The sequence below is a fragment of the Microbacterium sp. NPDC090225 genome (genome assembly GCF_044772365.1).
In the GTDB taxonomy this organism is placed as follows: Bacteria; Actinomycetota; Actinomycetes; order Actinomycetales; family Microbacteriaceae; genus Microbacterium.
Window position 1 is genome coordinate 2,498,737 of sequence record NZ_JBIVYS010000001.1, and the last position, 18,157, is coordinate 2,516,893.

The 18,157-nt window shown below is 71.4% G+C and carries 13 protein-coding genes; 12 read left to right on the forward strand and 1 reads right to left on the reverse strand.

Annotation, left to right across the window (positions count from 1 at the left end; translation table 11 throughout):
• Positions 1-236 precede the first annotated feature (236 nt).
• Positions 237-1,373, forward strand: a complete 1,137-nt coding sequence (locus tag ACIQTT_RS12015) for a CaiB/BaiF CoA transferase family protein (protein ID WP_402790058.1) — start codon at positions 237-239, stop codon at positions 1,371-1,373.
• Between the two features lie 272 nt (positions 1,374-1,645).
• Here ACIQTT_RS12015 and ACIQTT_RS12020 read toward each other — a convergent pair whose 3' ends face one another.
• The gene (locus ACIQTT_RS12020; protein WP_402790061.1) at positions 1,646-3,124 is read right to left on the reverse strand and encodes a PucR family transcriptional regulator; all 1,479 of its coding nucleotides are present in this window, start codon (positions 3,122-3,124) and stop codon (positions 1,646-1,648) included.
• 73 nt (positions 3,125-3,197) lie between these two features.
• Here ACIQTT_RS12020 and ACIQTT_RS12025 point away from each other — a divergent pair, with 73 nt between their 5' ends.
• The 11 genes from ACIQTT_RS12025 (at position 3,198) to ACIQTT_RS12075 (ending at position 18,081) form a co-directional block, all read left to right on the forward strand.
• Entirely contained in the window at positions 3,198-4,304 is a 1,107-nt protein-coding gene (locus ACIQTT_RS12025) for a DUF917 domain-containing protein (RefSeq protein WP_402790064.1), read from the forward strand.
• Positions 4,301-5,875, forward strand: coding sequence for a hydantoinase/oxoprolinase N-terminal domain-containing protein (locus tag ACIQTT_RS12030; RefSeq protein ID WP_402790066.1), 1,575 nt, complete (start codon positions 4,301-4,303; stop codon positions 5,873-5,875). The genes ACIQTT_RS12025 and ACIQTT_RS12030 overlap by 4 nt, the downstream gene beginning before the upstream one ends.
• Positions 5,876-5,937: 62 nt before the next feature.
• On the forward strand, positions 5,938-7,527 hold the full coding sequence (locus ACIQTT_RS12035; RefSeq protein ID WP_402790069.1) for an ABC transporter substrate-binding protein: 1,590 nt from the start codon (positions 5,938-5,940) through the stop codon (positions 7,525-7,527).
• Between the two features lies 1 nt (position 7,528).
• The gene (locus ACIQTT_RS12040) at positions 7,529-8,572 is read left to right on the forward strand and encodes an ABC transporter permease (RefSeq protein ID WP_402790072.1); all 1,044 of its coding nucleotides are present in this window, start codon (positions 7,529-7,531) and stop codon (positions 8,570-8,572) included.
• 3 nt (positions 8,573-8,575) lie between these two features.
• Complete coding sequence (locus tag ACIQTT_RS12045; protein WP_402790074.1) at positions 8,576-10,393, forward strand: dipeptide/oligopeptide/nickel ABC transporter permease/ATP-binding protein; 1,818 nt, start codon at positions 8,576-8,578, stop codon at positions 10,391-10,393.
• Positions 10,390-11,157 carry an ABC transporter ATP-binding protein gene (locus ACIQTT_RS12050; protein ID WP_402790077.1) on the forward strand — a complete coding sequence of 256 codons (768 nt, stop codon included), beginning with the start codon at positions 10,390-10,392 and terminating at the stop codon, positions 11,155-11,157. The genes ACIQTT_RS12045 and ACIQTT_RS12050 overlap by 4 nt, the downstream gene beginning before the upstream one ends.
• Entirely contained in the window at positions 11,157-12,371 is a 1,215-nt protein-coding gene (locus ACIQTT_RS12055) for a M20 family metallopeptidase (protein WP_402790080.1), read from the forward strand. Before ACIQTT_RS12050 ends, ACIQTT_RS12055 begins: the two co-directional genes overlap by 1 nt.
• Positions 12,372-12,588: 217 nt before the next feature.
• The gene (locus tag ACIQTT_RS12060) at positions 12,589-13,929 is read left to right on the forward strand and encodes an MFS transporter (RefSeq protein ID WP_402790083.1); all 1,341 of its coding nucleotides are present in this window, start codon (positions 12,589-12,591) and stop codon (positions 13,927-13,929) included.
• Positions 13,926-15,191 (forward strand): CaiB/BaiF CoA transferase family protein, encoded by a 1,266-nt coding sequence (locus ACIQTT_RS12065; RefSeq protein WP_402790085.1) that lies wholly within the window; start codon positions 13,926-13,928, stop codon positions 15,189-15,191. Before ACIQTT_RS12060 ends, ACIQTT_RS12065 begins: the two co-directional genes overlap by 4 nt.
• Positions 15,191-15,964, forward strand: coding sequence for an enoyl-CoA hydratase/isomerase family protein (locus tag ACIQTT_RS12070; RefSeq protein WP_402790088.1), 774 nt, complete (start codon positions 15,191-15,193; stop codon positions 15,962-15,964). Before ACIQTT_RS12065 ends, ACIQTT_RS12070 begins: the two co-directional genes overlap by 1 nt.
• 209 nt (positions 15,965-16,173) lie before the next feature.
• Positions 16,174-18,081 (forward strand): helix-turn-helix domain-containing protein, encoded by a 1,908-nt coding sequence (locus ACIQTT_RS12075; RefSeq protein ID WP_402790091.1) that lies wholly within the window; start codon positions 16,174-16,176, stop codon positions 18,079-18,081.
• Positions 18,082-18,157: the final 76 nt, after the last annotated feature.

Here is an 18,157-nt window from a genome sequence, read left to right on the forward strand (position 1 = left end):
AGCGACCCAGGAGTCGGTCTCTCGCCGCGGCCGGGTCCCTGAGCCTGTCGACCCAGGAATCGGTCTCTCGCCGCGGCCGGGTCCCTGAGCCTGTCGACCCAGGAATCGGTCTCTCGCCGCGGCCGGGTCCCTGAGCCTGTCGAAGGGCCCACCCCGCGACGCTTCCGGTGTGCGAAGCATCCATCGCCGACGGCATCCGACCGCCGATAACCTCGCTCGGGAGCGAAGGGGCGACGATGACCGACGGGGAATTCCGACCGCTGGAGGGCGTGCGCGTGATCGACTTCACGCGACTGCTCGCCGGCCCGTACGCGACCATGACCCTCGCCGAACTCGGCGCCGACGTGATCAAGGTCGAGCAGCCGGGCATCGGCGACGAGACCCGGCACTGGGGCCCGCCCTACGTGCACGGGGCGAGCGCGTACTTCCACGCGATCAACCGCGGCAAGCGCAGCATCGCCCTCGACCTCGCCGACCCCGCAGATCGCGAGACCGCGCACGCGCTGATCGGCACGGCGGATGTCGTGGTCGAGAGTTTCCGTCCGGGGGTCGCCGATCGGCTCGGGATCGGAGCGAACGCGATGCGCGAACGGTTCCCGGGGCTCGTCTACGCCTCGATCAGCGGCTTCTCGCAGGACGGGCCGCTCGCGGCCGAGCCGGGAACCGCGGTGACGGTCGAAGCCGAGTCCGGGCTCATGCACGTGACCGGGTACGAGGGCGCCGACCCCGTGCGGTCGGGAGTGGCGATGGTCGACATCGCGACCGGGATGTCGATGATCAACGGCGTGCTCGCCGCCCTCCTCGAACGCGAGCGCACCGGTGTCGGCCGGCGGCTGGAGTTCTCGCTGTTCGCGACCGCGCTCAGCTCGCTCGGAACGGTGATCGCCGCGACCTCGGCCGGCGGACCGCCGTCGAAGCCGTGGGGCAGTTCGCACCCGTCGATCGTGCCGTACCGCGCGTTCGCGGCATCCGACGGCCATGTCGTGCTCGGCGCGACGAACGACGCGATGTTCGCGCGGTTGGTGGCGGCGCTCGATCTCGGGGCGGTGCTGGGCGGACCGGAGTGGGCGGGCAACCGGGCCCGTGTGGAGGGACGCGACGAGCTCGAGCGCATCCTGACCGCGCGGGTGGGGTCGCTTCGCCTCGAGACGGTGGTCGGGTGCCTGCAGGCGGCGCGCGTGCTCGTGGCGCGCGTGCGCACGCCGGAAGAGGCGGCCCGCGGACCCCAGGCGGATGCCCTCGGCCTGATCGAGAACGACGACGGGGTGTCGATCACCCGCTCGGCGCTCGGCACGAACGGCACGGCCCGACTGGCCCGGGCGCCGGAGCTCGACGCCGACGGCCCGGAACTCCGCGCGGAGCTGCGTACCTAACTCAGGAAGAAAGGCGTGCTCGCACCCCGAAACCTCGGTTTTGGCCGGTTTCGAGGCGGTTTTCCTGAGTTGGGGACGAGGTTCGCGGAAGACCCGACCGGGCTCTCCGGTTCGGGCCCGCATCCCCGACGAGAGGCAGACTCCCTCGAGGGGTCACAACACGCCGCGCGACGGCATCCGGATAGGGCGTGTCGTGACCCCTCACGTGGTTCGGTCTCGCCGCCGGGGGCCCTTCGACGGGCTCAGGGACCCGCCGAGCCAACGGCGGAGAGCTACCCGGCGCCGAGCAACCGCACGCGGCAGGCGAGTTCGACGGCGAAGCGGGCGTCGGGGTCGGCGAGGTCGATGCCGAGCAGCTCGCGGATGCGCCGCATCCGGTACCCCACGCCGTTCGGATGCAGCATGAGTTCGCGACCCGCGTGCACGAGCGACCCCTCGTGCGCGAGGTACACGAGCAGGGTGCGCACCGACTGCAGGGCCCGCTCGGGGCCGAGGTCGTCGAGAGGACGCAGGATGTCGTGCAGCAGCTCACGGCTGATCGGCGAGGCGTAGACGTCGAGCAGCACCCGCCGCAGGCCTGTGACGTCGGTGAGCTCGACCCCGCCGAGGCGTCCGGCGGCGATCGCCGACTCGGCCGCGATGCGCGCCTCGGCCGCCGACTGCCGCAGCCCCAGCGCGCCGACCTGCGGGGTGCCGAGCCCGAGCGTGTAGGCCCAGTCGGAGCCGGCGATCTCCTGCGCCCGCTCCTGGATGAGCATCGCGACCTCGCGCACGCGGCGCTGGTGATCGCCGGCCCCGTGCTCCTCGGTGCAGACGAGCAGCAGGTCGTCCTGCAGAAAGGCGACGTGCCACATCTCCTCGCGCGCCTCGACGAGCTGCAGGGCGAACAGTTCGAGCGCGGGTTGCACGCTGCGCGGCGCGCGGGCGTCGGGGTCGGTCGTGCCGGTCGGGGCGAGCCAGGCGACCGCGTGCGACTGGGGGAGGGGCAACCCGAGACGAGCGGCCTGGGCGACGAAGCCTTCGGCGCGCGACGGCTCGGCGAGCACGAGCTCGACGAGCAGGTCGGCGCGCGACTGCGTGGGGGCGAACCGGTCGCGGCTCTGCCGCTGCGCGACGCGCGAGAGCAGCGAGGCGATCACGGGCAGTGACACCTCGGTCGCGCCGTCGGTGCGATCGGCCACGAGGCGTCCGATGAGCACCTCGCCGATGAACACGGCATCCGCATCGGTCCACGCGGCGGTCGGGTCGGGGGCGATCGACAGCGCGACCCCGAGGGCGCCGCCGGCGACCGACAGGATGCTCTCGGTCGTGCTCTCTGCGGATGCCGCTGCCTCGGTCGCGAGGGCGATGGCGTGCGCGCCGCGCATCATCGCCTCCGATGCCCCGCCCGAGATCGCCCGGTCGATGGTCTTCGCGAGGTCGGCGGCGCCGACGCCCACGGCCGAGAACACGGGGACACCGGCGCGTTCGGCGAGCACGCGGGCGGTCTCGGCGAGCGTGAGCGGACAGGTGAAGACAAGGCCGGCGAGGCCACGGGCGCTGGCCTGCCGCAGGGCGACGTCGATGCGGAAGGGCGGCGGCTGCTCTTCGCCGTCGATGATCGCGAGGGTGCCGCTGGCGAGGGCGTCGAGGCGGTCGACGGCGGCGAGGTCGACGCGCACGATCTGCCGGTCGTCGACGGGGCCGGCGTGGGAGCGCAGCCCGAGCCGGTCGGCGTCATCACGAAGATCTCGCAGTGTGTACTGTGCCATGCGCACAGTATGCCCGGAAACACTGGATGCGGGAAACATTGCCGCGAGGTGAACGGCTCCGTACCGTGAACACATGGCCCAGACTTCCTCCGTCGCACGCACCGCGGCTCCGATCACCGAGATCACGGCAGACGACATCGCCGCGCTCGGCGTCGGCACCGCGATCTTCGGCACCGGCGGTGGTGGCGCCGTCTACACCTCGCAGATCATGGTCGAGACCGCACTGCGCGAGCACGGCCCCGTGCGGCTGGTGCAGGTCGACGACCTCACCGCCGACGACGTCGTCATCCTGATGTCGGGCATCGGCGCGCCGACGGTCGGCATCGAGATGCTGGCCGCGAAGGACCAGATCCACGCGCTGCTCGCCGAGGCCGAGCGCCTTCTCGGCCGCAAGGTGACGACGCTGATGGCGGCCGAGATCGGGGGCAGCAACGGCGTGCAGCCGATCGGCTGGGCCGCCCGCCTCGGCCTGCAGATCCTCGATGCCGACGGCATGGGCCGCGCGTTCCCGGATGCTGCGATGGTGGCGATGAACGTCGCCGGCGTCCCGTGCGCATGGGCCGTGCAGAGCGATGTCGTCGGCAACATCTCGGTCATGAAGACGGTCGACCTGCACTGGCTCGAGCGTCACGCCCGCGCGCTCACCGTCGCGAGCGGCTCGATCTGCATCGGCGCGCACTACCCGATGACCGCCGATCAGGTGAAGGGCTCGGTCATCGAGGGCACGGTGAGCGCCGCCATCCGCGTCGGCCACGCCCTGATGTCGTCGTCCGACCCGGTCGCCGCCGTCGCGGCCGAGCTCGACGCCCGCGTGTTGATGACCGGCAAGATCACCGACCTCGACCGCCGCACCGTCGGCGGTTTCGTGCGCGGCTCGGTGACCATCACCGGCACCGGCGCCGACCGCGGACGCCTGCAGCGTCTCGAGCTGCAGAACGAGAACCTGCTCGTGCTCGAAGACGGCGAGGTGCTGGTGAGCGTTCCCGACCTCATCACGATCATCGATGCCGAGACCGGCCACGCGATCACGACCGAGATGCTGCGCTTCGGCCAGCGCGTCTCGGTGCTCGCGTGGGCCTGCGACCCGATCTGGCGCACGCCCCGCGGCCTCGAACTCGCCGGGCCCCTGGCCTTCGGCTACGACTTGCCGTACGTCCCGTTCGAAGGAGCGACCCGATGACCGCCCGCGACCTCTCCATCGGCGTCGACGTCGGCGGCACGAACACCGACGCGGTCGTACTCGACGGTGACGGCCGGGTGCTCGCGTGGACCAAGCGCGCCACGACGGATGACATCACCGGGGGCATCCGCGCCGGCATCCGCGACGTGCTCGCCGCGATCGGCGACGACCGCTCCCGCGTCTCGCGCGTGATGCTCGGCACCACGCACGCGACCAACGCGATCGTGCAGCGCCGCCAGCTCGACCGGGTCGCGATGATCCGCCTCGGCGCCCCGGCCGCGACCGAGTACCCGCCGCTGACCGGCTGGCCCGACGACCTCGTGCGCATGGTGCTCGCCGGCGCCACGATGCTCGGCGGCGGCCACATGGTCGACGGCACCCCGATCGCCCCGCTCGACCGCGACGGCATCCTGCGCTTCGTCGACGGACTCGACGACTTCGACGCGATCGCCGTCGCGGGCATCTTCAGCCCCTCGTCGCCCGAGCAGGAGCTCGAGGTCGCCGACCTGCTGCGCGGCCACCTGGGTCAGGACACCCGGGTGTTCCTCAGCCAGGACATCGGCCCGACCGGGCTGCTCGAGCGCGAGAACGCGACGCTCCTCAACGCCGCGCTCTACAGCGTGGCGCGGTCGGTCACCGAGGCGCTCGTCACCGTCGTCGCCGAGGAGGGCCTCGACGCGACCACCTTCTTCGCCCAGAACGACGGCACCCTGATGTCGCTCGACTACGCCGCGCAGTACCCCGTGCTCACGATCGGCTCCGGCCCCGCGAACTCCATCCGCGGCGCCGCGTACCTCTCGGGCCACGACGATGCGATCGTGATCGACGTGGGCGGCACGACCTCCGACCTCGGCGTGGTCGTGGGCGGCTTCCCCCGCGAATCGACGCTGCCGCGCGAGATCGGCGGGGTGCGCACGAACTTCCGGATGCCGGACATCCTCAGCGTCGGCATCGGCGGCGGCACGATCGTCGACGTCGCCTCGGGCCGCGTGGGCCCGGATTCGGTCGGCTACCGCATCGACCGGGAGGGCCTGCTGTTCGGCGGCTCCACCCCGACGCTGACGGATGCCGCGGCCCTCGCCGGCAGCCCCGTCGCCGGCCGCACGCTGCCCGCGCTGTCGTCGCAGGTGACCGAGGCGCTCGAGCAGGCCCTCGCGAAGGTCGCCGATCGTCTGGAGGAGGCCGTCGAACGCCTCTCCCTCGGCCGCATGGACATCCCCCTCGTCGTCGTCGGGGGTGGCGGATTCCTCGTTCCCGACAGCCTCGCGAGCGCGGGCAGCATCCTGCGCCCCGACCACGGCGGTGTCGCCAACGCGGTCGGCGCGGCGATCTCGCTCGCCGGCGGCCGAGCCGACCAGATGGCACCGATGGGCGACCGAGACCAGGCCATCGAGCAGGCATCCGAAGCCGCGATCGCGAAGGCGATCCAGGCCGGCGCCGACCCGTTGCAGGTGTCGATCGTCGAGGTCCTCGAGACGCACGTCCCCTACACCGCCCAGCCCACCGTCAACGTGACGGTCAAGGCCGCAGGCCCGCTCGCGCGGCTCTCGGCCGAGGTCCCGGTCCGCTGACCGGAAGAAGAAGACCACAGCATCCGCAGCTCCACCCCCTCACCCGAAATCAGGAGATCGCTATGAAACGCAGTACCGCAGTACCCGTGGCCGCCGTTCTCTCTGCGCTTGCGCTGACACTGACGTCCTGCGCGGGCTCGAACGATTCGTCCGCGCCCGCCGAGGGCGACTACGTCTCCGGTGGCACCTTCGTGACCGCCGTCGGCGACGACCCGGGCGACCTGAACCCGCTCAAGGCCGTCTCGCCCGACACGTTCGCGGTCGTCAGCCTCGCCTACGAGTCGCTGATCGCCGTCACCGACGAGGGAGACCTCGTGCCCTGGCTCGCCGAGAGCTGGGAGGAGACGGGCACCGAGGTCGTCTTCACCCTCAAGGACGGCATCACCTGCACCGACGGGTCGGAGTTCACGGCGCAGACCGTCGCCGACAACCTCAACTACAACGCCGATCCCGCCAACGCGACCTTCTCGTACGGCTCGGTCATCGACGAGACGATCTCGGCCACGGCCGACGGTAACGTCGTGACGGTGACGAGCACCGAGAACAACCCGTTCCTGGCCGTCAACGTCGGTACGATCATGCTGGTCTGCGACACCGGCCTCGCCGACCCGACCACGCTGTCGGACGCGACCGACGGCACCGGTCTCTTCGGTCTCAGCGACGTCAAGCCGGGCGACACCTACACGTTCACCAAGCGCGACGACTACACGTGGGGTCCCGACGACGTCACGAGCGAGACCGTCGGCCTGCCCGACACGATCCAGGCGCGCGTCGTCACCGACGAGAGCACGGCCGCCAACCTGCTCGTCTCCGGCGAGATCAATGCGGCGACGATCTCGGGCGCGGACCGTGCCCGTCTCGACGGCGCCGGACTCACCCACTCGGGTGTGCGCAACCCGGTCGGCATGATCCTCTTCAACGAGAAGGAGGGGCGTCCGTTCTCCGACCCGCTCGTGCGCGAGGCGCTGTCGATCGCGATCGACCGCGACGAGGTCGGCACGGTGATCGCCGACGGCGAGGCACTGGAGTCCGTCTCGCTGGTGACCAAGAACCCGCTGCTCTGCGTCGCCGACGGCCCGAAGTGGGAGCTGCCCGACACCGACCTCGACCGGGCGGCCGAGCTGCTCGACGAGGCCGGCTGGACGGTCGGCTCCGACGGCACGCGCACCAAGGACGGCCAGCCGCTGACCATCAAGTTCGTCTACAACGCCCCCACCTCGACGCACGCGGCCGCGGCCGAGCTCGTCAAGGAGACCTGGGACGAGCTGGGCGTGACGACCGAGCTGTTCGCGAACGACGCGGCGGCCTGGTCGGAGCAGCTCTGGTCGACCTTCGACTGGGACACCGGCTGGGTGCAGGTGGCACCGGGCGGCCCGGTCGTGCTGTCGACGTTCTTCGACGGCGCCACCCCTGACCAGGGCGGTCTGAACTTCATGTGGGTCGACAACCCCGAGTACTCCGCTCTCGCCGCCGAGGCCTCGAGCGCGAGCCCCGAGGAGACCTGCGGCATCTGGCAGGACGCCGAGGCCGAGCTCATCAACCGCTTCGACGTGTTCCCGGTGACCGACAACATCCTGCCGACCTACCAGTCGGGCGCGGTGTTCGAGCAGCCGAACTTCATCCAGCCGACCTCGATCCGGATGCTGGGCTGACATGACGACGACTCCTCCTCCCGCGACCGCCGAGGTGGTCGACACCACCACGGCCGCCCTGGCGGCGCGGGTGGAGGAGCGCCGCCTGCGTCGGGGACTCTCCCCGCGCAGCGCGTTCCTGCTCCGCCGCCTCGGCCGGCTCGTGATCTCACTGGCCGTGGTGATCGTCGCGTCGTTCCTGCTCATGTACCTCGTGCCCGGCGATCCCGTGCGCGCGGCGCTGGGGCAGAGCGCGACGCCGCAGCTCGTCGAGGCGACCCGCACCCAACTCGGCCTCGACCGGCCGATGTGGGAGCAGTTCTTCCGCTTCATCGGCGGTCTCTTCACGGGCGACCTCGGCACCTCGGTGCGGTTGCAGCGACCGGTGGCGGATGTGCTCGCGCAGCGCTTCCCGACGACGCTGCTCCTCGCGGTGCTCGCGTTCATCATCGCCGTGATCGGGGCACTCCCCGCCGGGATCGGCGCGGCGGTGCTCGCCCGCTCGGGTCGCCGCCGCGGCCTGTCGATGACGCTCTCCGCCGTGCTCGGCATCCTGATCGCGGTGCCCAGCTTCCTCGTCGCGGTCGGACTCATCTCGCTGTTCGCGGTGCAGCTCGGCTGGCTGCCGGCGGCGGGATGGGGCAAGCCGGCGGATGCCGTGCTGCCGGTCATCGCCCTCGCGATCGGGCCGATGGCGTACCTGGTGCGCATCGTGCAGGTCGAGATGCTGGCGGTGCTCGACACCACCTACATGACCACCGCCCGGGCCAAGCGCCTGCCGCGGCACCTGATCCATCTGCGGCACGCGCTGCCGAACATCGTCACCGCGTCGCTCACCGTCGGTGGGCTGATCCTCGCCGGCCTCACCGCCGCGACCGTGCTCATCGAGACCGTGTTCGCGATCCCCGGGCTCGGCACCATCATGGTCTCGTCGGTCGGGGCCAAGGACTACCCGATGGTGCAGGGCGTCGTCATCGTCTACGCGCTCATCGTGCTGGGCGTGAACCTCGTCGTCGACGTCATCCTCGCCACCATCGATCCGCGCTCGTCGATCACGGAGGGCTGAGACATGTCCGTGCGCAAGAAACTCCTCAACGCCACCACGATCTCCGCCCTCGCCGGCAGTGCGCTCCTGGTGTTCCTCGCCGTCGCCGGTCCCACGATCTGGGGCCCCGCCGCCGACACCACCGACGTCGCCTCGCGGCTGCTCGGCGCGAGCGCGGCGCACCCGTTCGGCACCGACGAGCTGGGCCGCGACATCCTCGCCCGTGTGCTCACCGCGACGCGCCTCACACTGCTGCTCACCCTCGGCGCCACGGCGATCGCGCTCGCCGGCGGCATCGTGTTCGGTCTCGTCGCGAGCATCCTGCCCAAGTATCCGCGGCGCTGGTTCACGGGTCTCCTCGACATCCTGCTCGCGTTCCCCTGGCTGCTGATGGTGCTGTTCTTCACCGTCATCTGGGGTGCGACGGCGACCGGGGCGATGCTCGCGATCGGCTTCGCCGGCATCCCCTCGTTCGCCCGTCTCGTGTACAACCTCGCCTCATCCGTGTCGGGCCGCGACTACGTGCGGGCCGCCCGCGTGGTGGGCGTCGGGCCGGTCGGCATCCTGCTGCGGCACGTGCTGCCGAACATCGCCAACCCGTTCTTCGTGAACGCCGCCGCGACCGCGAGCGTCACGCTGCTGTCGTTCGCCGGTCTCTCGTTCCTCGGTCTCGGGGTGCAGGCTCCCGCGTACGACTGGGGGCGGATGCTGCAGGAGGGCATCCTGCGCATCTACGTGAACCCGCTCGCGGCGATCGGCCCCGGCATCGCGATCGTGCTCGCGGGGCTCGTCTTCACGCTGCTCAGCGAGGCCGTCGCCGGAACCCGTGGCTCCGGCTTCCGCGCCGTCGCCGCCCGGGCCGCCGGCGGGGTGACGATCACCTCGCGCCGGCGGAACCCGGCCCCGGCCGCAGCGGCGCCCGAGGGCGACGTGGTCGCCGAGATCACCGACCTGCACATCGCCTTCCCCACCGCCGACGGCGGCGTGGTCGAGCGGGTGCGCGGCGTCGACCTGCGGGTCGCCCGGGGCGAGATCGTCGGGATCGTCGGCGAATCCGGGTCGGGCAAGTCGCTCACCGCGATGGCGCTCGCCGGGCTCCTCGGCGACGACGCGATCATCACGACCTCGGCGCACCGCTTCGACGACCTCGACATGACCGGGCAGCTGACGGCATCCGATCGTGCCCGCCTGGGTGTGGAGCTCGGCATGATCTTCCAGGACCCGCTCACCTCGCTGAACCCCGCGCTCACCATCGGGCGCCAGCTCACCGAGGTGCCCGAGGTGCACATGGGCATGCGTCCGAAGGAGGCGCGCGTGCGCGCCGCCGACGCGCTGACCGCCGTCGGGATCCCGGATGCCGCGGGCCGGCTGAAGCAGTATCCGCACGAGTTCTCGGGCGGTATGCGCCAGCGGGCCATGATCGGCATGGCTCTCACCGGCAAGCCGCGGCTGATCATCGCCGACGAGCCCACCACCGCCCTCGACGTGACCGTGCAGCGCCAGGTGATGGGCGTGCTGCACCGGGCGCAGGAGGAGACGGGGGCGGCGATCGTGTTCATCTCGCACGACATCGCGCTCGTCTCGGCGTTCTGCGACCGGGTCATCGTGATGAAGGACGGGCGGGTCGTCGAGGCGCTCTCGGCCGGGCGTATCCGGCAGGATGCGCAGCACCCGTACACGCAGGCGCTCATCGCATGCCTGCCCGACATGACCAGCGACCGCACGCAACCGCTGCCGGTGATCCCGCCGGAGCTGATGCCCGAAGCGCTGGACGATTCCGCTCCGGTGGAGGAACCGTCGGACGCCCGTGAGGACGCCCACGAGAAGGAGGTGCCGGTGTGAACGCGCTCGAGATCACGGACCTGAGCGTCCGCTACGGCCGCACCCGCGTGGTCGAACGGGTGAGCCTGTCGGTGCCGAAGGGTCGCACGGTCGGACTCGTCGGCGAATCCGGGTCGGGCAAGAGCACGATCGCGGCGGCTGCCGTCGGGCTCGTGCGCCCCGAGTCCGGATCGATCCGCGTCGACGGGGTCGAGACGGCGACAGGTGGCGCGGCCGCGCGCCGTGCGCGCCGCCGCATGCAGCTCGTCTTCCAGGATCCGTTCTCGGCCCTCGACCCGCTCATGCCCATCGGCGACTCGATCGCCGAGGCCCTGCGCGCCACCGGCCGCCGCTGGACCCGCGCCGAGCGCATCGCCCGCGTGCGCGAATTGCTCGCACAGGTGCACCTCGACCCCGACCGTGCGGGCGAGAGGCCCGGCGCCTTCTCGGGCGGTCAACGCCAGCGCATCACGATCGCGCGCGCCCTCGCCGGCGAGCCCTCGGTGCTCATCGCCGACGAGGTCACCAGCGCCCTCGACGTCTCGGTGCAGGGCGCGATCCTCAACCTGCTGCGCGAGGTGCAGCAGGAACTGGGGCTGTCGATGCTGTTCATATCGCACAACCTCGCGGTCGTGCGATACATCAGCGACGAGGTCTGCGTGATGCGTCATGGCAAGCTGGTCGAGGCCGGGCCGACCGAAGCACTGCTCGCGAACCCCGCCGACCCCTACACGGAGGACCTGCTCGACGCGGTCCCCGTTCTCGGCGAGAGGATGCAGTTCTGATGGGTTCCGGTTCGGACGCGGGTTCTGGTTTCGACGGCGGGTTCGGGGGTGCGGCGGAAGAACTGCGCGCGCACCTCACGGCCGTGCGGCGCGAGCTGCACGGGGCGGTCGAGATCGGACTCGACCTGCCGAACACGCAGGCCATCCTGCTGCGCGAGCTCGAGGGTCTCGGACTCGAGATCACCCTCGGGCAGTCGCTGTCGTCGATCACCGCCGTGCTGCGCGGCGGGCGTCCGGGCCCGGTGGTGCTGCTGCGCGGCGACATGGACGGACTGCCCATCACCGAGGCATCCGGTCTGCCGTTCGCCGCGACCTCGGGCGCGATGCACGCCTGCGGCCACGACCTGCACATGGCCGGAGTGCTCGGTACCGTGCGGCTGCTGGCCGCCCGCCGCGACGAACTCCCCGGCACGGTCGTGTTCATGTTCCAGCCCGGTGAGGAGGGGCAGGCCGGCGGTCGCATCATGATCGAGGAGGGCGTGCTCGACGCCGCCGGGGCGCGGCCGGTCGCGGCGTACGCGATCCACGTCGACAGCGCCACCCCGCGCGGACAGCTCGTCACCCGCGAGGGCGCGATGATGGCGAGCGCCAGCGCGCTGCGCCTGACCCTGCACGGCACCGGCGGCCACGCCGCCTTCCCGCAGCTCGGTATCGACCCGGTGCCGGTGGCGGCGCAGCTCATCCTCGCGGTGCAGACCTTCGCCGCACGCCGCCTGCCCGCCACCGACCAGGCCGTGATCTCGATCACGCGCCTGAGCAGCGACTCCGAGGCGAGCAACGTGCTGGCGGCGACCGTGTCGCTCGAGGCCAACATCCGCACCCTGTCGATGCAGACCCTCGATACGGTGCGCGAGCAGCTGCCGGTGATGCTCGCCGGCATCGCCGAGGCGAACGGATGCCGGTTGGAGACCGAGTTCATCGCCTCGTACCCCGTCACCTACAACGACCCCGCCGAGACGCGGGAGGTGCTGGAGGTGCTCGACGAGCTCGTCGGGGAGGAGCGCGTGACCCGGCTCGCGGCGCCGTCGATGGCATCCGAGGACTTCTCGTACGTGCTGCAGGAAGTGCCCGGCGCGTTGGTGTTCGTCGGTGCCGCCCCCGACTCGGGCCCGATGCCCCTGCACTCCGAGCAGGCGATCTTCGACGACGAGGTGCTTCCGCTGCAGGCATCCGTCCTCGCCGAGCTCGCCTGGCGCCGGCTGCTGCGCGGCTGACTCCGTCTCTCGCGGGGACGCTTCGACAGGCTCAGCGACCCAGCTCCTGTACTGGGTCCCTGAGCCTGTCGAAGGGCCCCGCCCCGCGGATGCCGTGGCGCGGAGAGCCATATGGAGACCACAGGTATATGCGACTGAGACATAGGCCCACACTTCCCGCCCTGACAGGCTGATCCCTGGCCGGCGTCAGCGGAGATGCCGGTGGAAGGGAACCCCCATGACCTCGGCATCCACTGCCACGCGCGAAGCGCCCACACCTCAGAGCTCGCAGATCCGCACGATCGTCGCCTCGAGCGTCGTCGGCACGACCGTCGAGTGGTTCGACTTCTTCGCCTACTCGACGGCGGCGGCACTGATCCTCAACAGCCTGTTCTTCCCCGACTACGACCCGCTCGTCGGCACGATCCTGGCGTTCGGCGGTATCGCTGTCGGGTACTTCGGTCGCCCGCTCGGGTCGATCGTGTTCGGGCACTTCGGCGATCGCATCGGACGCAAGCGGATGCTCGTCATCTCGCTCGTCCTCATGGGGATCGCCACGTTCCTGATCGGTCTCCTGCCGACGTACGCCGCGATCGGGGTCGCCGCCCCGATCCTGCTGATGGTGCTGCGTTTCGTGCAGGGCTTCGCTCTCGGCGGCGAGTGGGGCGGTGCGGTCCTGCTCGTCGTCGAGCACGCCGAGCCGCGTCGTCGCGCGTTCCTCGGCAGCTTCCCGCAGGTGGGGCTCGCGCTGGGTCTGACGCTGTCGACACTGGTGTTCCTGCCGCTGGTCGCCCTCCCCGGCGATGCGTTCCAGGCGTGGGGCTGGCGCGTGCCGTTCCTCATCAGCGCGGTGCTGGTGCTGGTGGGCCTGTTCATCCGTCTGAAGATCAGCGAGACGCCCGAGTTCGAGAAGATGCGCGATGCCGGTAAGGCTGCCCGCGTGCCGCTCTGGGAGACCCTCAAGACCCACCCGGGCCAGGTCGTCTTCGCGGCCCTCAGCTTCGCCGTCATCGGTGCGGTCTTCTACATGCTGTTCACGTTCAGCCTCACCTACGGCACCCAGTTCGTCGGGCACACGCAGCCCGAGATGCTGACCATCGCGACGATCTGCTCGCTGCTGGCGCTGGTCGGCCTGCCGCTCGCCGGGTGGCTCGCCGACCGCTTCGGCGTCGCGAAGGTCTTCGCCGCCGGCACGATCCTCTCGGTGCTGCTCGCGTTCCCGGCGTTCTGGTTGATCGACACCGGCAGCCTCGCCGCCGCCTACGTCGCGTACATCGCGACGACGATCGGCTTCTGCGCGACCTACGGCACCCTCGGCGTGCTCTACGCGCAGGCGTTCGACGTGCGCATCCGCTACACGGGCATGTCGCTCGCGCTCGGTATCGGCACCATCGTGGGGTCGGCGTTCGTGCCGATCATCTACCTCGAGCTGCTCGACGTGTTCGGCGGCTCGTGGGCGATCGCCCTCTACATGGTCGTCGCGGGCATCGTCACCCTCGTCTCGGTCGCCCTGCTCCACCGCCTCTCGCGTCGCGCCGCCCGGCGCGACTCCGCCGTCCCGGAAGGATCCTCTCGATGATCGATGACGCCACCCGCGCCCTGCTCGCCGGACTCGGAGGGGTGGATGCCTCACCCGGATCGCTCGCGGGGGTGGTGGTGGTCGACGTCACGCGCGTCGTCGCCGGTCCCTACTGCTCGATGATCCTGGCCGACCTGGGCGCGACGGTCATCAAGGTCGAGAACCCCGACGACCCCGACTACACGCGCACCTTCCCGCCGATGCTGCCGCGCGAGGATGCTGAGCCGCTGAGCGGATTCTTCGCGCAGTACAACCGCAACAAGCTGGGTGTGACGCTCAACCTCAAGAGTCCGGGTGCCACCGAGGTGCTCGACCGGCTCGTGGAGCGCGCCGACGTGCTCGTCGAGAACTTCCGCCCCGGCACGATGGATCGCCTCGGGCACGGCTACGAGCGTCTTCGTCGGGTGAACCCGAAGCTCGTGTACGCCGCGCTCAGCGGCTACGGCCAGTCGGGTCCGTACCGGCTGCGCCCCGCCTACGACAACAGCGCCCAGGCCACCGGCGGACTGTGGTCGATGAACGGCGAGGCCGGCGGGCCGCCCACCCGCGTCGGCACGATCATCGGCGACCTCGCGGCCAGCCTCTACGGTGTGATCGGGGTGCTCGCCGCGCTCCGGCACGCCGAGCAGACGGGCGAGGGGCAGCTCGTCGACATCTCGCAGCAGGACTCCGTGCTCACCCTCACCGAGAACGCGGTCGTGTCGTACACGGTCGACGGCGTCGTGCCGAAGCCCCTCGGCAACCAGCATCCGTTCGTGCGTCCCTACGAGCTGTTCCCCTGCGCCGACGGATTCGTGTTCTTCGGCGGCTACACCGACAAGTTCTGGCGCATCTCGTGCGAGACGTTCGGCAGCCCGGCCGATTGGGACGACAACCCCGACCTGCACGCCATGGCCACCCGCTTCGACGCCGAGGTCTACCAGGAGAGGGTCAAGCCGATGGTGGTGCGCTGGTTCGCCGACCGCACCAAGGCCGAGCTCGAAGCGCTCGCCGGAGACCTCGTGCCGCTGAGCGCGGTGAAGGACATCGGCGAGGTGGTCGAGGATCCGCAGATCGCCGCGCGCGGCATGATCGTCGACAACGACTACCCGGGGCACGGGTCGCTGCGCACCTTCGGGTCGCCGGTGAAGCTCGACCGCACGCCCGCGCAGACCGCGGGGCTCGCGCCCGACATGGGTGAGCACACCGACCGGGTGCTGGGGGAGTTCCTCGGTTACTCGGCCGACGAGGTCGCCGCGCTGCGCACGGGAGGCACGATCTGATGGGCATTCGTCTCGACCGCTCGGGCGGCATCGGCGTCATCACGATCGACCGCCCCGAGAAGCTCAACGCGCTGACGCTCGCGATGTACGACGAGCTCGGCGCCGCGTTCGCCGAGGTGCGTGATGACCCGCGCATCGGGGTGGCGGTGCTGACGGGTGCGGGGGAGCGCGCGTTCTGCGTCGGTGCCGATCTGGGCGAGTCGATCCCCGCCCTCACCGAGGAGCGCTTCGACATCAGCGAGTGGGATGCCGCGCACCAGAAGCACTCGACGCTCGAGAAGCCGGTGGTCGCCGCGATCAACGGTCTCTGCCTCGGCGGCGGGTTCGAGATCATGCTGTCGACCGACATCCGTCTCGCCTCCGCCGATGCCCAGTTCGCGCTGCCCGAGACCGGCGTCGGCGTCGTGCCGGCCGGGGGCACCCTCGTGCGCCTCATCCGGCAGATCCCCTACGCGTTCGCCATGGACCTCATGCTGCGCGGCGACCGCATCGACGCCGAGACCGCACTGCGGTACGGGCTCGTGAACCGGGTCGTTCCGGCATCCGCTCTGCACGACGAGGCGATCGCGGTCGCCGAGCAGCTGCTCACCAAGAGCGCCACGGCGCTCGCGACCGTGAAGCGCGCGGTGCGGGCGCTCGCCGACCTGCCCGAGCCCGAGGCGTTCCGTCTCGAGGCGGTGCTGGGGCAGCAGGCGTTCGCGAGCGACGATGCCCGCGAGGGCCTGGCCGCCTTCGCCGAGCGCCGCCCGCCGCGGTTCCCGTCCCGAGCCTGACCCCCCCCGCCGCCCCCGCCTTCCCCCGCCCCACCTTCCCCGCCCCCACCCCCCCACCAACCTCTTGCGGGATCAATATGTCGGATGAAACGCCTCCGGAAGCCGACATATCGAACCCGCAACAGGCGGAGGGCCGGGGGCGGGGCCACGCCCGGGGTCACGCCCGAGGCCGGCGCCGGGCGTGGGAAGGTGGGGGTGAGAGGAGCCTCATGGTCGAGAACGCCGCTTCGGCGCTGGTGCGCGAGGTCGTCGCCGCCGCGCGCGCCGAGCCGGGAGAGCGGATGCTCGCTCTCACGCAGTTGCTCACCGAGGCGGATGCTGCGGCATCCGATGTCGAGGAGATCCTCGCCGCGGTGCAGGAGTCGCAGCAGCAGACCGCACGGCTCCGGCGGCGCACCGTCGAACTCGAAGCCCTGTTCTCGACCGCGCGCGAACTGGTGCGGCTGCAGGACGTGACCGATGTGCTGCGCCGCCTCGTTCAGCGCGCGCACGAACTCATGGGCACCGACGTCACGTACCTCTCGGAGGTCGACAACGCGCGGGGCGATCTGCGCGTGCGGTACTCGGCGGGCACGGTGACCCCGGAGTTCCGCGATCTGCTCGTGCCCGCCGGGTTCGGCCTCGCGAGCCTCGTCGCCGATTCCCGCGAACCGGTCTGGGTGCGCGAGTACACGCGCATGGCGGATGCTCCGCACGACCCCTCCATCGACGACGCGGTCGCGCGCGAAGGGCTCGTCTCGTTCCTCGGCGTGCCGCTGGCCGTCGGCGACGAGGTACTCGGGGCGCTGTTCGCCTGCAACCGGTTCGCCCACGACTTCACCCCCGACCAGGTGCTGCTGCTCTCGGCGTTCGCCGATCACGCCGCCGCCGTGCTGCACAGCGCCCGCGTGCTGGCCGAGAGCGCGGCTGCCCGTGCACGCGCCGAAGAGGCGTATGCCGAGCTCGAGCGCCACCTCGCCGCGACGCAGATCGTCGGCGGCATCCACGAAGAGCTCACCGCCGCCGTCGTCTCGGGCGCGACCCTGATCGATCTGGTCGCGACGGTGTCGGATCGCCTCGGGCGACGCGTGCGCGCGGTCGACGAGACGGGCCGCCCCCTCGATGCGGGGGCGGATGCGCGGACAGGCCTGCCGCGCCGCCGACCGCTCACCGATGCGATCAAGGAGAGCCGGGCCAGCGGGCACGCGGTCGCAGTGACCGACGGGGAGCGCCGGTGGTTGGTCGTCGCGATCCTCGGCGCCGACCGGGTGCTCGGCGCGATGGTCGCCGACGACGAGGTCGCCGTACCCGACGACGTCGCCCGTCCCACGCTCGAGCGCGCCGCGCAGGTCGCCGCCCTCGTCTCCTTCAAACGCGATGCCGTCTCGGCGATCCGCGCCGAACGCCGGGCGCGCGTGCTCGGTGCGGTGCTCGACGGTTCGGCCGAGGCATCCGCCCTCTCCGCCGAGGTCGTGCACCCGCTCGTGGGCGCGGCGGCGATCGACGTACGCGGGCGCGAGGGTGCGCTGACGGTGGCCGCGGATGCCGTGGGCGACGACGGCCTCGTCGCGGTGCGCGAGCACGGGCTCGTGGTCGTGTGGACGGCATCCGCTTCCGACGCCGGCGGAGACGGTCTCGCCACCGCGACCGAGCGGGTGCGGCGGATCCTCGCCGAACGGTTCGACGATCAGGCCGTCACCGCGGTCGTCGGCGCGACGGTCGAGGGGGTGCCGGCGCTGCGCGCGTCGGTCGAGCGCGCGGTGCGCGACCTGCGGTTCCTCGGGCCGCTCGGGGTGTCGGGGGCGACCGTGCGGTCGGACGACTTCGCGCCGTATCACGTACTCACTTCCGGAGAGCCGGAGGCTGCGGCCAGATTCGTCGACGGAGTGCTCGGGTCGGTGCGCGACTGGGATGACCGGCGGGGCACGGCGCTCGTCGACACCCTCGTCGCCTACTTCGACGCGGGGGAGAGCCGCCAGGGTGCCGCGACGGCACTGCGCGTGCACACGAACACGGTGCAGCAGCGGCTCGACAGGATCTGGACGCTGCTCGACGGCGACCCCGCGGATGCCGAGTACCGGTTCCGCCTGCAGGCCGCCGTGCGACTCGAGCGCCTCCGGCGGGAGTTGCTCGGCTGAGGCGGTGCCCCGCGGCATCCGTTCGGGAGGAGTTCTCGCGTTCAGCAGGGCTGGAATGGCGGATGCCTCCTGCGGA